11 protein-coding genes and 4 pseudogenes are annotated in these 14,340 nt (G+C 70.1%); 10 read left to right on the forward strand and 5 right to left on the reverse strand.

The annotated features are described in order from the left end of the window. Window positions 1-12 precede the first annotated feature (12 nt). The 7 genes from J7E91_RS23805 to J7E91_RS23835 all read left to right on the forward strand — a co-directional run bounded on the left by J7E91_RS23805 (window position 13) and on the right by J7E91_RS23835 (window position 7,586). Window positions 13-1,515 (forward strand): ABC transporter substrate-binding protein, encoded by a 1,503-nt coding sequence (locus tag J7E91_RS23805; RefSeq protein WP_214908099.1) that lies wholly within the window; start codon window positions 13-15, stop codon window positions 1,513-1,515. Next, window positions 1,512-2,735 carry an ABC transporter permease gene (locus J7E91_RS23810; RefSeq protein ID WP_374224771.1) on the forward strand — a complete coding sequence of 408 codons (1,224 nt, stop codon included), beginning with the start codon at window positions 1,512-1,514 and terminating at the stop codon, window positions 2,733-2,735. The genes J7E91_RS23805 and J7E91_RS23810 overlap by 4 nt, the downstream gene beginning before the upstream one ends. Then, entirely contained in the window at window positions 2,732-3,763 is a 1,032-nt protein-coding gene (locus J7E91_RS23815) for an ABC transporter ATP-binding protein (protein ID WP_214908101.1), read from the forward strand. Before J7E91_RS23810 ends, J7E91_RS23815 begins: the two co-directional genes overlap by 4 nt. Next, the gene (locus tag J7E91_RS23820) at window positions 3,760-4,575 is read left to right on the forward strand and encodes a dipeptide/oligopeptide/nickel ABC transporter ATP-binding protein (RefSeq protein ID WP_214908103.1); all 816 of its coding nucleotides are present in this window, start codon (window positions 3,760-3,762) and stop codon (window positions 4,573-4,575) included. The genes J7E91_RS23815 and J7E91_RS23820 overlap by 4 nt, the downstream gene beginning before the upstream one ends. After that, window positions 4,572-5,567, forward strand: a complete 996-nt coding sequence (locus J7E91_RS23825; RefSeq protein ID WP_214908104.1) for a succinylglutamate desuccinylase/aspartoacylase family protein — start codon at window positions 4,572-4,574, stop codon at window positions 5,565-5,567. Before J7E91_RS23820 ends, J7E91_RS23825 begins: the two co-directional genes overlap by 4 nt. An 899-nt stretch (window positions 5,568-6,466) precedes the next feature. After that, complete coding sequence (locus tag J7E91_RS23830) at window positions 6,467-6,751, forward strand: hypothetical protein (RefSeq protein WP_214908106.1); 285 nt, start codon at window positions 6,467-6,469, stop codon at window positions 6,749-6,751. Beyond that, window positions 6,744-7,586, forward strand: coding sequence for a DUF2637 domain-containing protein (locus tag J7E91_RS23835; RefSeq protein ID WP_214908108.1), 843 nt, complete (start codon window positions 6,744-6,746; stop codon window positions 7,584-7,586). Before J7E91_RS23830 ends, J7E91_RS23835 begins: the two co-directional genes overlap by 8 nt. A 32-nt stretch (window positions 7,587-7,618) precedes the next feature. Here the strand turns inward: J7E91_RS23835 and J7E91_RS23840 are convergent, their stop codons facing one another. The 3 genes from J7E91_RS23840 to J7E91_RS23850 form a co-directional block, all read right to left on the reverse strand. Continuing rightward, complete coding sequence (locus J7E91_RS23840; protein WP_214908110.1) at window positions 7,619-7,756, reverse strand: hypothetical protein; 138 nt, start codon at window positions 7,754-7,756, stop codon at window positions 7,619-7,621. A 181-nt stretch (window positions 7,757-7,937) separates the two neighbouring features. After that, window positions 7,938-9,383: a glyceraldehyde-3-phosphate dehydrogenase gene (locus tag J7E91_RS23845; protein WP_214908112.1), complete on the reverse strand. Its 1,446-nt coding sequence runs from the start codon at window positions 9,381-9,383 to the stop codon at window positions 7,938-7,940. Between the two features lie 497 nt (window positions 9,384-9,880). Then, window positions 9,881-10,339, reverse strand: a complete 459-nt coding sequence (locus tag J7E91_RS23850; protein ID WP_214908114.1) for a hypothetical protein — start codon at window positions 10,337-10,339, stop codon at window positions 9,881-9,883. Window positions 10,340-10,550: 211 nt separating this feature from the next. Here J7E91_RS23850 and J7E91_RS23855 point away from each other — a divergent pair. After that, window positions 10,551-10,999, forward strand: a pseudogene (locus J7E91_RS23855) (PaaX family transcriptional regulator C-terminal domain-containing protein). Here J7E91_RS23855 and J7E91_RS23860 read toward each other — a convergent pair. Beyond that, a pseudogene (locus J7E91_RS23860) lies at window positions 10,990-11,445 on the reverse strand (MaoC family dehydratase). The pseudogenes J7E91_RS23855 and J7E91_RS23860 overlap by 10 nt on opposite strands. Window positions 11,446-11,491: 46 nt before the next feature. After that, window positions 11,492-11,686: pseudogene (locus tag J7E91_RS23865) on the reverse strand (p-hydroxycinnamoyl-CoA synthetase); the annotation flags it as partial. A 1-nt stretch (window position 11,687) separates the two neighbouring features. Between J7E91_RS23865 and J7E91_RS23870 the strand changes: the two are divergent. Next, window positions 11,688-12,709, forward strand: a pseudogene (locus J7E91_RS23870) (MFS transporter); the annotation flags it as partial. After that, entirely contained in the window at window positions 12,706-14,094 is a 1,389-nt protein-coding gene (locus J7E91_RS23875) for a S9 family peptidase (protein WP_214908116.1), read from the forward strand. The pseudogene J7E91_RS23870 and the gene J7E91_RS23875, both read left to right, overlap by 4 nt. Window positions 14,095-14,340 lie beyond the last annotated feature (246 nt).

Genomic DNA, 14,340 nt, shown 5'->3' on the forward strand with positions numbered 1-14,340 from the left:
GGCGCGACGGAGATGGAAAAGTCCTTGCACACCCCTAAGGCCCTGCCTGTCATCTCCCTTACGGTCGCGTCCGCGCTGTTTCTCACGGGCTGCTTCGCGCCCGGCGCCCCCGACGGCTCCGCTCCTGGTGACAAGCGCATCAGGGTGGCGATGATGCAGCCGCCCCGCTCTGGGCTCTCCCCGCTCAGTGACGACGCGTTCAAGCTGTCCCGCTGGAGCACCGCCGAGACCCTCGTCACGCTGGACGCCAACGGCGACCCGAAGCCCGCCCTGGCCGAGAAGTGGCGCAAGACCGGCGCGAAGTCCTGGGCCTTCACCGTCCGCGACGGCGTCACCTTCCACGACGGCACCCAGCTCACCGCCGAGGACGTCGTACGGTCGCTCACCAAGGCCTCCCGCGCTGCGCCCAAGCCGCGCATTCTCGACGGCGTGGACCTGACGGTCACCTCCCGGGGAGACACCGTCACCGTCACCACCGCCGTCACGGACCCGCTGGTTCCGCAACGGCTCTCCTCACCGCAGTTGTCGATCCTGGCGGCCAAGGCGTACCGGGGCCGGACGGTGAACCCGGTCGGGGCGGGCACGGGCGCGTTCGTCCTGAAGAAGGTGAACGGGACCAGCTCGGCGGCGCTCGACCGCAACGAGAACTACTGGGGCGGCAGGGCCAGGGCGGCGGGCATCGACGTGAGGTTCGTGCCGGACGGCACCGCGCGGGCCGCCGCCCTGCGCAGCGGAGAGGCCGACATCGTCGAGTCGGTGCCGGTCTCCCAGGCGTCGCTGCTGGACGAGGACCGGATCACCGAAGTACCCATGCCACGCACCAACACCCTGTACCTGAACACCAGGCGCGGAGTGTTCACCGACCCGTCGCTGCGCGCCGCCGCCCGTACGGCGCTCGACCCGAAGTCCCTCGTCGACGGCGTCTACGAAGGACGGGCAGACGTGGCCGAGGGCCTGCTCGGTCCCGCCGTCCCCTGGGCGAAGGAGCGCGCCGGCCGCACCGGGGCCGCGAAGGCCGCGGACCCGAAGGGCAAGGCCGTCGTCATCGGTACCTTCACCGACCGGGCGGAGCTGCCCGAGGTCGCCGCCGCGCTCCAGCAGCAGCTCCAGAAGGCCGGTTTCACGGTGAAGCTGGAAATACGCGAGTACGCCAACATCGAATCCGACGCCCTCGCCGGGAAGTTCGACGCCTTCATCCTGTCCCGCGCCACGGTTCTGGACTCCGGCGATCCGGCCGCGTACATGTACAGCGACTTCGCGAGCGACGGCTCCTTCAACGTCTCCCAGCTCCGCGACAAGAAGGTCGACGGGGCGCTCAAGAAGGCCACCGCGACAGCTTCCGGACCGGCGCGCCGCAAGGCGGTCCTGGCTGCGGAGACGGCGATCCTGAACACCGACGCCGCGATCCCGAGGCTTCACGAGCGGGTGGTCCAGGGCGACGCCGCGAACGTCGTGGACTCGGCGAAGGACCCCCGCGAGCGTCTGCTCGTCACGGTCGACACGTACGTCAAGTGAAGACCACCACGGCCCGCACGCACGCGGTGCGCACGGTCGCCGCCCGTACCACGGCGCTCGCAGCCGTGGTCGCCTCCATCGGGCTGCTGCCCTGGCTGTCCGGCAAGGACCCGGCGCTCAGCGTGCTGCGCGCCCGGTCCGCCGAACAGGAGGCCACCGAGGAGGCGCTGACCGCGATCCGTGACGACCTCGGCCTCGGCTCCGGCCCGGTGGCCCTGCTCGGCAGGTGGGCCGACGGCGTGGTCCGCGGAGACCTTGGCGTCTCGTGGGTGTCCGGCACCGACGTACTGCCGTCCGTGATCTCCGGACTGGGGGTGTCGCTGGGGCTGATGGGAGCCTCCCTGGCCGTGGCGCTGCTGGTCGCGGCCGCCCTGAGCACGGCAACGCTGGTCCGCGGGGCACGGGGCACGCTGCGCGGCGGAGCGGCCACCGGCGGAGCGCCCGCGGCGATGCTGGCGTCCGTGCCCGAGTTCCTGCTGGCGACGGTACTGCTGATCGCGCTCGGCGTGTGGCTGGGCTGGCTGCCCACCTCCGGCTGGCAGGGCCCGTCCTCCTTGGTGCTGCCCGCGCTGGCCATGGGAGTTCCCGCCGGCGGTCTGCTCGGCCGGCTCGTCGACGACGCCCTGCCCGCCGTGTTCGGCGAGCGATGGGTCGGCCTGTGGCGGACCTCGGGGGTCACCTCACGGCGCATCGCGTTCGCGGCACTGCGCCGGGCCGTGCCGGCGATCGTGCCGCAGTTCGGCCTCGTAGCCGTCGGCCTGACCGGCGGCGCGGTCGCCGTGGAGACCGTCTTCGCGGTGCCCGGCATCGGCCGGGCGGCGCTGGGCGCCGCCAAGGCCCAGGACCTGCCCATGATCCAGGGGGCGGTACTGGCCCTGCTCGTACTCGGCCTCACCGCGGGCGCCCTCGCCCATCTCGTACGCGTACGGCTGCTCGGCCCCGGGCTGCGGGACGCCGCCCTCGCTCTGCCGGCCCCGCCGCGGATGCGTGCGGGCAAGGTGGCGCGGGCCGTGCCCGTGGTTCTCGCGGGCGCCCAGCCGCCCGCCCCGGAATGGGGCCTGCTCCTCGACGAGTCACGGGCGTACGTCGAGCGCGCTCCCTGGGCCGCCCTCGCTCCGGCGGCCGCCCTCGCCCTGCTGGCCGGCTTCGCCGTGTCGCTGTCCGCCTGGGCCGGCGCCGGCCCGCGCGGCGCGGCCTCGCCCGCGAGGGCGGCCTCATGACCGGCCGGCCCGAGCTCCTCACCGTGCGCGACCTGCGCGTGGCGTTCCCGGCCGGTGGCCGGGAAGTGGCCGCGGTGCGCGGGGTGTCGTTCGACGTACGCGAGGGCGAGATGCTGGCCGTGGTCGGCGAATCCGGCGCCGGGAAGTCACTGACCGGCGCCGCCGTCCTCGGCATGGCACCGCAAGCGGCGCGCATCACCGGCAGCGTCCGCCTGCGGAACCAGGAACTGCTGGGCGCGCCCCGGTCGGTGTACGCCGGGCTCTGGGGACGCCGTATCGCTCTCGTACCGCAGGACGCCCTCTCCGTACTCAGCCCCGTACACACCGTCGGCGACCAACTCGCCGCCGCCGTAAGGTCGGTGACCGGTCTCGGCCGCCGGCAGGCGCGCGCCGCCGCGGTGGCGGCGCTGGACCGGGTGGGCATCGCCGACGCGGATCGGCGGGCGAACGCGTACCCGCACGAGTTCTCCGGCGGCATGCGCCAACGCGCGGTCATCGCGATGGCGACGGTCAACGAACCGGAACTCGTTGTCGCCGACGAGCCGACCACCGCGCTCGACCCGGTGATACGCGAACAGATCCTCGGCGTACTGGCGACGCTGCGCGAAACGACCGGCACGGCGGTGGTTCTGATCACGCACGACCTGGCGACCGTGGCCGGTTACGCCGACCGGATCCTGGTGATGTACGCCGGCCGGCACGTCGAGTCCGGCATGGCGCGGCGGGTGCTGACGCGGCCGCGTGCCCCGTACACCGCCGCACTGCTCGCCTCCCTGCCGCCCGGCGAACCGGTCACGGACCGGCGCCTGCCGTCCATCGGCGGCGCGTCACCGGCGCCCGCGGAACTCGCCGGACTCACCGGCTGTGCCTTCGCGCCCCGCTGCCCGCTGGCGCAGGAGCAGTGCCGTACACACGAACCGGAACCGGTGGTGACCGACGAAGTGGGGCACCTCGTGTCGTGCCATCGCTGGAACGACGTGCCCGCCCAAGCGCGGGACCTGTTTCCCCGAACCGGTGGTGCCGCATGAGTGACGCCCTGCTGACCGTACGCGGCCTCACGGTCCGCTACCCGCGACGCACGCGGCGGGCCGCGCCGGTGCTTGCGGTCGACGACGTCTCGTTCGACGTGTTCCCCGGAGAGACCCTGGCGCTGATCGGCGCGTCGGGCTCGGGCAAGTCGAGCACGGCGGCCGCCGTACTGATGCTGCGCCGGCCGGACGGCGGCGAGGTCTGGTTCGACGGACGCGAGCTGACCGCGCTGGACGAGACCGCGCTGCGGCCGCTGCGTCCGGCGATCCAGCCCGTTTTCCAGGACCCGTACGGTTCCCTGAGCCCGCGGCTGCGGGTACGGGGCGCGGTGGCCGAACCCTTGCGCGTCCAGGGGCGGTGGGATCCCGTGTCCGGCCCGCGACGGGTGACCGAACTGCTGGAAACGGTGGGCCTTGACCCCCGGCTCGGAGACCGGCTGCCGCACGAGCTGTCGGGCGGGCAGTGCCAACGGGTCGGCATCGCACGGGCGTTGGCCTGCGAGCCGCGGCTGCTGGTGCTGGACGAGCCGGTGTCGGCGCTGGACCCCTCCGTACGGGCCGGGATCCTGAACCTGCTCGTCGACCTGCAGGAACGCCACGGGCTGGCGTACCTGTTCATCTGCCACGACCTGGACCTCGTACGGCACTTCGCCCATCGGGTGGCGGTCATGCACGGTGGCCGGATCGTGGAGACCGCGCCCGCTCGGACGCTGTACGCCCGCCCTGTGCAGGCCCGCACCCGCGAACTGCTCGCCGCCGGTACCGCCCGGCCGGGCGCCACCTCGCCTGCCCGACCCGGAGGAACGACATGAGCACATCCGCGCGGGCCTCCGGCCCCCTGACCGTCGGTACGCTGAGCGCCGAACCCGGGAGCAAGTCGCGCGGGCCGGTCCTGGCCGACCTCGGCGCGATCACCGTGAACATCCCGGTGACCCTGATCAACGGCGTTCGTCGCGGGCCCCGGATCGTGATCACCGCGGGCATACACGGCGGTGAGTTCACCGGAGTCGACGCCGCCACTCGGCTCTCGGCACTGCTGAGGCCCGACGAGGTGAGCGGTCAGGTCATCGTCTGCCCGGTCGCCAACCCTCCGGCCGTGTACGACGGACGCCTCGGTGTCTCCCCGCTCGACGGCGTGAACATCAACCGCGTCTTCCCCGGCAACGCGGAGGGCGGCCCCACCGAGCGGCTGGCGGCCTGGCTCTTCGCCGGCCTCATCGGGGGCGCGGACGCCTACATCGATCTGCACTCCGGCGGCATCGACGAGACCCTGCACGACTTCATCGGCTACCGGCTCACCGGCGAACCCGGACTGGACGAGAAAACCCGCCACATGGCCCACGCCCTCGGCATCCGGGACGTAGTCCTCGGCCTGAACGCCGAAGGAGGCAACAGCCACGCGGCCGCTGCCCGCCACGGCATCCCCGCCCTCCTCGTCGAGACCGGCGACCGGGGTGAGCGCGACCCGGCCGCCGCCGACCGCCTGGTCGACGCTCTGTGCGGACTGCTCGGTGAACTCCGCGTGCTGGACCGGGCAAGCCGCGAACCGTTGCCGGTACGCGAATGGGTCTGGGCCGGAGCCGTCACCGCGGAGACCACCGGCCTGTGGTATCCGAACATCGCTGCCGGGGACGATGTGACGATCGGTCAGGTCATCGGCCGGATCACCGACCCGGCCACCGGCCGAGAGCACCAGGTCGTCGCGTCGGCGACCGGCCGCGTCTTCTACGGCATGCACGGCCTGACCGTGGCACCCGGCGCGGAACTGGCCGCCATCGCCGCACCGAGGGATCCGGGACGCTGACCTCTGCTTGCCCCCGTCAACGCTCAGCGTGAGCGGTGGCCGAAGAGCCGGTCTCGGAAACCCGGTCATCAGCGGGAAGTTGATACCCCGGTGCGTACGGCTCACTGCCACAGACGCGGCACGCACCGCTGGGCCGGCAGTCCGAGCCCCCCGACGGTCTGGCGCGCGGTGCGCTCCAGGCCGTGGTGGATCTGGGCGGTGCCTGGGGGCTCGGGTGTGTTTCCGTCAGAACCCTGCTGAGGTTGCGGCGCCGCCGCAGTTCGGCGACATCGGCGCGTGGCATCCGGCCGACCGGCGACGGGACAACAGTCCACAGCACGGTGCATGCCGAAACGCCGGCAAGGGTGAGCCACAGCATGGTGTCTGCCATGAGAATTCCTGTTCCCGCCACCGATCATGGCGGCAATCGAAGACCAGCACTTCCGTAAGTTCTATCCCTGAAGGCGACAGTCCGCATAACGCTCGGGCATATTCCGGGTTACGTCGATCTCTTCGATTACAGCCGTGAGGACCCACGGAAGAGATAAGCGGACTAACGGTGGCCGTCCGTGACGGTGTCACAGTCGAAACGCTGACCTCGCCGGGCCGCGCCGCGTCCCCGACGGGGAGCCTGTCCCGGGACGCTATTGCTCCTCATGTATGACGATCTTCAGTTCAGCAGTCCGGGGCGCCACACGCCAAGACTCAGGCGCCACCTTCGGCGCGAAGTGCGCAGGTGGAAGCCGGGAGGCTTATAGCTCATGTCCCTGCAGAACTGATAAACCACTTGAAGGAAGTCATCCATATGCGACAAGGTCGCCACCCGTTTGCCGCGCATCCTGCTTAATCGGCAGACAGTTGGATGGACTATGACGAAGTCAAACCACTCCGAAACGCGCGTGCACCGCTTGATCAGTTCCATGAGCGATACGACCGCCCCTGCCGTACGGGTCGGCGATATGACTGTTTCTGTCGTGCGGATGGGGCCGTGGGTGTTCACGCCGGCCTCTGCCCGCCTGGCCCGGGAAGCGAACGCCACCTTGCACGACAAGGACCGGTGCGTCGATCTACAGTACTCGTCCTCCATTGTTGAAGATTTCCTGACGGCGATGGCAAGCATCGAGGATGACTTCGCCGCCCTGTCCACCTCTGCCCTGTCTGAGCGGCACGACAATGAGCGGACGGGGCAGAGCTTTCATGCATGAGACGCGGCGCGGCCGCCACAGCCGGGTCGACCCGCCCTCCCCTCCAAGCTCTGAGGCCGCCTGGACCCAGCCTGTTACCGGCACTTCGTACGCCGGTGCCGGCGATCATCTCTTCTCCTCGATCGACCCGTGGGACCCGGCAGAGGAACTCGCCCACCTTCTGCAAGAGGCCATCGCCGCCGAGGCGAGCACCGTAACCCTGGCTGATACCGGTGCGCCTTCGGACACCGAAACCGACGACGCCCAGCTCGTGGGTCTTGGCGACTTACCGCTTGCGGGCCTGACGGAGATCACGGCGGAACTACCGCCCGTGCGCCCCGCGTCGCCGGGCCGTCGCCGGCCCCGCTCGCGCAAGCGCCCGGCCACCGGCGCGCTGCAAAGGACGAGTTTCGCCCTGGCCGCGCTCGCCGCCGTCGTCGTCTCCATGGTCTGCGTCTTCGGCGGCATGGTCACCTACGACCCGCTGCGCCACCTCGCCCGGTATCGCACCACAGCAGGCGCGGTCAACTGGTGGCCGCTGCTCGTGTACGGGCCGTGGATGGTCGCATCCCTGTCCATCCTGCGTGCCGCCCTCCACCAACGCCGAGCGGCACACTCCTGGGGAGTCGTACTGCTCTTCTCCACTGTCTCCATGGTTCTTTGCGTAGCGCAGGCGCCCCGCACCCCGGTCGACGCGGCAGCAGCCGCACTGCCCTCCCTCGCCGCCCTTGCCTGCTTCCAGCAACTCGTCCGCCAGATCACCCTCACCCGGCCACCCCGCCAGACCGCGCCCCGCCACAGGAGCCCCGCCTCCCCACTCCAGCGCCCCGCGAGTCAGAGCGGGAAGCCGACGTAACCGGAGTCACGGGCACGGTCCCTTGGTGCTGCTCAGGGGCTGGAGGGGCCGACGAGCGCTGCGGCGAGGCTGAGGACGGTGGCGAAGAGGGCCACAGTCAGCACCAGGAGCCGCAGGGACGACATCACGCGCTCCCACCGGTCCGCTCCGTGAGGGGAATCCTCAGGCAAGGGAGCATTCTCCGGCCAGTTCTGTTCCACGGGCTGCGCCGTACACACATCGTTGTCTTGACAGTTCATTCCCTGCCAACGCGGCTGCGCCGACCCTGGTGACGGCACCACAGGAACCGTCATCGGATCGACGCAGCCGATGAGCACGTGTCTCGGGCGTACCCGTCACTGCGGGCCGAGATCAGACCGCCGGGGCCGGGAAGGTCGGGTACTCCACCCCGGAGACGTGCTGGACGACGCGGATGACCTGGCAGGAGTAGCCGAACTCGTTGTCGTACCACAGGTAGAGGATCGCGTTGTCACCGTCCACCTTGGTGGCGCCGGCGTCGACGATCGAGGCGTGGCGCGAGCCGATGAAGTCGTTCGAGACCGCGTCGGGGGCCGTGGTGAAGTCGATCTGGCGCTTGAGCGGCGAGGTCAGCGACACGTTGCGGAGGTAGTCGAGGACCTCCTCGCGGTTGGTCTCGCGGCCGAGGCGCAGGCTGAGGATCGCGATCGAGACGTCCGGCACCGGTACGCGGATCGAGCTGCCGGTGATCGGCGCCTTGAGGTCGGGCAGCGCCTTGGCGACGGCGGAGGCGGCACCGGTCTCGGTGATGACCATGTTGAGCGGCGCCGAGCGGCCGCGACGGTCGGCCTTGTGGTAGTTGTCCAGCAGGTTCTGGTCGTTGGTGAACGAGTGGACGGTCTCCACGTGGCCGCGCAGGACGCCGTACTCGTCCGCCATCGCCTTCAGCGGCGGGACGATCGCGTTGGTGGTGCAGGACGCGCAGGACAGGATCTGCTCGTCCGGCTTGATCGTGTCGTGGTTGACACCGTGGACGATGTTGGGCACATCGCCCTTGCCCGGCGCGGTCAGGACGACCTTGTCGATGCCGGGGCGCAGGTGCGTCGACAGGCCCTCGCGGTCGCGCCACTTGCCGGTGTTGTCGATGAGGATGGCGTCCTTGATGCCGTACGCCGTGTAGTCCACCTCGGACGGGTCGCCGGCGTAGATCACCTTGATCTCGTTGCCGTTGGCGATGATCGTGCTGTTCGCCTCGTCGACGGTGATCGTGCCCTGGAACTGGCCGTGGATGGAGTCACGGCGCAGCAGCGAGGCGCGCTTGACGATGTCCTGATCGCCGCCCCGGCGGACGACGATGGCACGCAGCCGCAGACCGTTGCCGGAACCTGCCTTCTCGATGAGCAGGCGGGCGACGAGGCGGCCGATGCGGCCGAAGCCGTAGAGGACGACGTCGCGCGGCTCGCGGCGCTCGATCTTGTTGGCACCCGTGGCGCCGGCGACGGCCTCGGCGGTGAACTCCTCCACCGTGAGACCGCGGTCGTCGCTCTTGTACGTCGCGGCGAGCATGCCGATGTCGATCTGGGAAGGGCCGAGATCGAGCGTGGTCAGAGCCTGCAGGAACGGCAGCGTCTCGGTGACCGAGAGTTCCTCACCGGCGATCTGCCGGGCGAATCGGTGGGTCTTGAGAATGCTGACCACCGACTTGTTCACCAAGGAGCGGCTGTGAAGGAGGACGGTGATGTCCTTCTTCCGGTGCAGCTTCCCGATGATGGGGATCATCGACTCCGCGATCTCCTCGCGGGTCTTCCAGTTGGTGAACGAGTCGTCGTTGACAGTCACAGGTTTATCTTTCGAGCTAGGCGGCGCTCATATGCTAACCCCACGTTGGTTTGATCATTCAAGCGGTGCCCATCCGGGTGATGATGTCCTGGTTTGCGATAGAGTGACCCGTCTGACCCCTTGTGCGGTGTGCGCCACGAGAGCTGATGGGAAGACTCTTGCCGGAGTCGACGGCGGAGAATGCGGTGCGCTGGCAATATCTGCTGGTCCGATTTATTTATTGGCCGAAGGAGAGGGCTGCGCTCACTCGATCCGGTTTCCTGGGCGAGCGTGGGCGTACCACTCGCGCGTAAATACCGTTGTAACGACATGGACAGCACATTCACCGCCGAGGGGCATTTCGCGGGTCACGTCATTCAGTCTCGGTCGTACGCCGAACTCGCCGGTGCCTACTGGATGGATTCACCGATCTACTCCACGCGCGCCGCTGATCGGCAGGCCGGTGGGCGGAGGACTCCTGGACCGCGCGAGGCGCAAGGGGAGACGCTCACGGTTGTTCACTCTCCAGGAGCGGCGAGTCTCCCGACCGCCTGATGGAGCGCCAGTTCCAGTGCGGTCGGAAGGTGAAGCGCGCCGCTGCCGTCGGGAGGGACGAGCCATCGCAGGGAACCCGCGGCCCGGCAGGGCGGGGGAACCGAGACCCAGGCACCTTCGCCGGCGTAGCGGATACCTCGCCCGATCCAGGAGGTCATCGGATCCGGGGGGAGGAAGAACCCGACCCGGTGGGCGGCGAAGTCCGCGAGTGTGGGGCCGGGTTTCGGCAGGGGGATGCGCAGGAGAGCGTCGAGGGCGAGCAGGCCGAGTTCTTCCGGCACGCTGAGCACGTCCCAGAATCGTCCCGCGGGCAGCAACACGGTGCCACTTTCTCCGTGCGCCCATTCCTGCTTGCACGCCTGGGGGTCCGTCGCGGACGCGGCGAGCCACTCAAGAGCTTGTTCGGGAGGCGTATTTCTCATGTCTCTCCTCTTCGACAATTCCCCTGGCCACGTCCGAGTCATATTCATAGAGATTTCTGGCTGATGGAAGGGGTGGCGGGAGGTGGCGTTTCCCAGCGGCCCACTTGCATTGGCTGTTGCCTCCGGCACAGCCCGGCTTCCGGGGCCTGAGCGCCGGGCGTACGGTGGCCTCGTGACCACTGTTGACGACGCGCCGCGGCCACAGTCGCTCATGCTGACGTTCCTGGGCGACCAGGTGCTGGACCGCGATGTCTGCGTGTACTCGGGGAGCGTCATCGACCTCTTCGGGCGCGCCGGCGTCGGGGAACAGGCGACGCGTTCGACGCTGACCCGCATGGTGGGGCACGGCCTGCTGCGGCGGCAGCGTGAGGGGCGTCGTATGTAGAGGAGTTCGTACGCCGCTGGCGGCCGGAGGACCGGGCGGTGCCGGGCGGCGACGACCCGCTGGTACTGAGGCTGCGCCTGTCGACGGAGTGGCTGCGGATCGTCCGGCGCGACCCGCGGCTTCCCGTAAAACATCTGGCGGACGACTGGCCCGCCGAGCGGGCCGAGAAGACGTTCCGCGCGGTCCACGACCGCCTTACTCCGGGCGCACGGGAGGCGGCGGAGCGTCTTCTCGACCTGGTACCGGTCCGGCCAGAGACCGCGGGTCAGGCGTAGAAGCGGGAGAGGCTCCGCACCACGGCGGCCGGTTTGCCGCCGCCCTCGATCTCAAGGGTGCCGTCCACGGCGATCTGTGCACCGCCCGGCACGTCTTCGACCGAGGCCAGCTTCGCGACCAGCCGGATACGGGAGCCGACCTTCACCGGTGCGGGGAAACGGACCTTGTCCAGCCCGTAGTTGACCTTTGTCGTGACGCCCTGCACGTCCAGCAGTTCGGTGAAGAGCGGGATGAAGAGGGGCAGGGTGAGGTAGCCGTGCGCGATGGGCGCGCCGAAGGGACCCTCTGTAGCCTTCTCGACATCCGTGTGGATCTACTGGTGATCGCCTGTGGCGTCGGCGAAGGTGTTGATCCGCTCCTGGGTGACTTCGATCCAGGCACTGGTGCCGAGGTCGCTGCCGGCGAGCTTCTTCAGTTCGTCCAGGCCGTTGACGGTGACGCTCATGTGTCGTGTTCTCCGTGGGGTCGTGGGTTCGTGGGTTCGTGGGTTTTCAGAAGGTGCGTCGCGTGCCGTGCAGGTCGCGGACGCAGGGTTTCAGGAGCTTTCCCGAGGCGGTGCGCGGCAGTTCGTCCGTGACCACTACCGACTTCGGGATCTTGTACTTCGCGACGCGCCCGGCGAGCGACGCGAGGATCTCGTCCGGATCCGGCCGCGTGCCCTCCCGTACGACGACGACCGCGCGGGGGGCGCCCGTGCTGCTCATCACGCTGCGCGTCGTACAAGGCATCGCGATCGGCGGCGAGTGGGGCGGCGCCACACTGATGGTCGTCGAACACGTCGAGCACGCAGAGCGGACCCGGGGCACCACCCACCGACGCCGCGGCCTGTGGTCGAGCTTCACCCAACTCGGCGCCCCCCTCGGCTCGGTGACCTCCGCCGGAGTGGTCACCCTCGTCTCCATGCTGCCGGACGACGAATTCAGCAGCTGGGTCTGGCGGGTGCCGTTCCTGCTCAGCCTGCTCCTGCTCGCCGTCGACCTGTTCGTCCGGCTCAAGGTGGCGGAGAGCCCGCTCTTCACCGCGGCCAAGCAGGCACCGCGGCCACCGGCCCGACGGCCCCCGCTCGCCGAGGTCCTGCGACGCCCGCGGCCCCTGCTGCTCGCCTGCTGCGTCGGCATCGGCGCGTTCACAGCACAGGCGCTGCTGACCGGTTTCATGATCTCGTACGCGGTGGACCACGGCTACACCCGTCCGCAGGTGCTCATCGCGGTGACCGTCGCCTCCTGCGCGGCGCTGGTCGTGCTGCCCGTGGCATCGACGCTGTCCGACCGGGTCGGCCGCCGCCCGGTGGTACTCGCCGGGGCCGTCGCCTCGGCCGCGCTCGCCTTCCCGTACTGGCGCTCGTCGACTCCGGCTCTCCCGGACTGCTGATCCTGGCCCTCGTGCTCGGGCAGGTCGTGGCACAGTCCACGATGTACGGCCCGCTGGGGGCCCTGCTCACCGAGATGTTCGGCACCCACGTCCGCTACACCGGCGCCTCGATCGGCTATCAGATGGCGACCCTGGTCGGCGCCGGTTTCTCCCCGGTGATCGCGAGCAGTCTGCTGGCCGCGTACGACGGCAGCAGCACCCCGCTTTCCCTGCTGCTGTGCGGAAGCGCGGCCATCACCGCGCTCACCGTGTGGCGGCTGCGCGAGACCCACGCCGACGCGCTCGACTCCCCGGCCCACCGACTCGACACCCCCGCTCCGGAAGGAATCCGTTCATGAGCCCCCGAGTCCGCGCCCTTACGGCGGCCGCTGTGCTGGCCGTCGCCAACCTGCCCGCACAGCCCGCCACCGCCACCGCCGCCGATGACGACGTACACATCGAAGGGCGGCTGGCCTCCGGTGCCACGTACCTGATGGACGTACCGGCGAGCTGGAACGGGACCGTGCTGCTGTTCAGTCACGGGTACCGTCCGCCCGGCAGCCCCAACCCCGCTCAGAACGCCCCGAGTCCGGACACCCGGACGCGGCTGCTCGACGAGGGATACGCGCTCATCGGCTCCTCCTACGCCACAACCGGCTGGGCCGTCACGGACGCGGTCCCCGACCAGCTGGCCACGCTGCGGCTGTTCACCGAGAAGTTCGGTACGGCCGGGCGGACCATCGCCTGGGGCCAGTCGTACGGAGGTCTCGTCACGACCAGGATCGCCGAGCGCCACCCGGACCGGATCGACGGCTCGCTGTCGATGTGCGGTCTCGTACAAGGCGGCGTGGCCAACTGGAACAGCACCCTCGACCCGGTCTTCGCTCTCCGGACCCTGCTGGCACCGGACTCGGGCATCGAACTCACCGGATTCAAGGACCCGGCGGCCGCGCAGACAGCCGCGAACGCCCTCGCGGCGAAGGCCGCCGACGCCCAGCGGACACCCAAAGGCCGCGCCCGCATCGCGCTCGCCGCCGCGCTCCACAACGTCCCGGGACACAACGACACCTCGCAGCCGAAGCCGGGGCCGGCCGACTGGGACGCCCAACAGGCCAACCAGTACCAGGCGGTCGCCGGTCTGCTGCGGACCGCGGCCTTCACCTGGCGGCAGGAGGCCGAGAGCCGCTCGGGCGGCAACCCGTCGTGGAACACCGCAACCGACTACACGGCCATGCTCCGCCGGTCCTCCGTGTACAGGGAGGTGACCGAGCTGTACAGGGAAGCGGGACTCTCCTTGCGCGACGACCTCGCGGCCCTGAATCGCGCCCCCCGTGTCGGCGCCGAGCCGCAGGCCGTCCGCCGGATGAGCCGTACCAGCGCGTTCACCGGAAAGCTGACCGACCCACAGCTCAACATCCACACCACCGGTGACGCGCTCATCCCCGTGCAGTCCGAGAGCGCCTACCGCCGGGCGGCCACCGCCGCCGGCTCCTCCGCGCTGCTGCGCCAGGCGTACGTCGACGGGCCCGGGCACTGCACCTTCACCCCGGGTGAGGTCCTCGCCGCCGTACACACGCTGGAGCAGCGCCTCAGGACCGGCCGTTGGAACACCTCACCGGGTGCGCTCAACGCCCTCGCGCGGAAGCTGAATCCGTCGGCCGAGGCCCGGTACACCGACTACCGACCCGCGACCTACCCCCGCCCGTACGATCTGGCACACCCGGACGACGCGACAGCGCGCTGATCATCCGCCGGGTTCAGCCCGGCGGCGTACTCGCGGCATGACGCAGGTGATTCCGCCGATGCCACCGCCCCGGGCGTACGGCGACAGTGGCACCCGCCAGCGAATACGGCGGTGCCCGCCCCCCACGTACGACCGGCCCAGTCCTCGGCGACGAGTGCGGTGCCGGGCCCGGCGCAGCGGCTCCGCCACGACCGAGAGGACGACTCAGTCGTGCAGCAGTACACCAGCGAGAACAGCGGCGGCGCT

This window comes from Streptomyces sp. ISL-99 (genome assembly GCF_018614005.1).
Classification (GTDB): Bacteria; Actinomycetota; Actinomycetes; order Streptomycetales; family Streptomycetaceae; genus Streptomyces; species Streptomyces flavidovirens.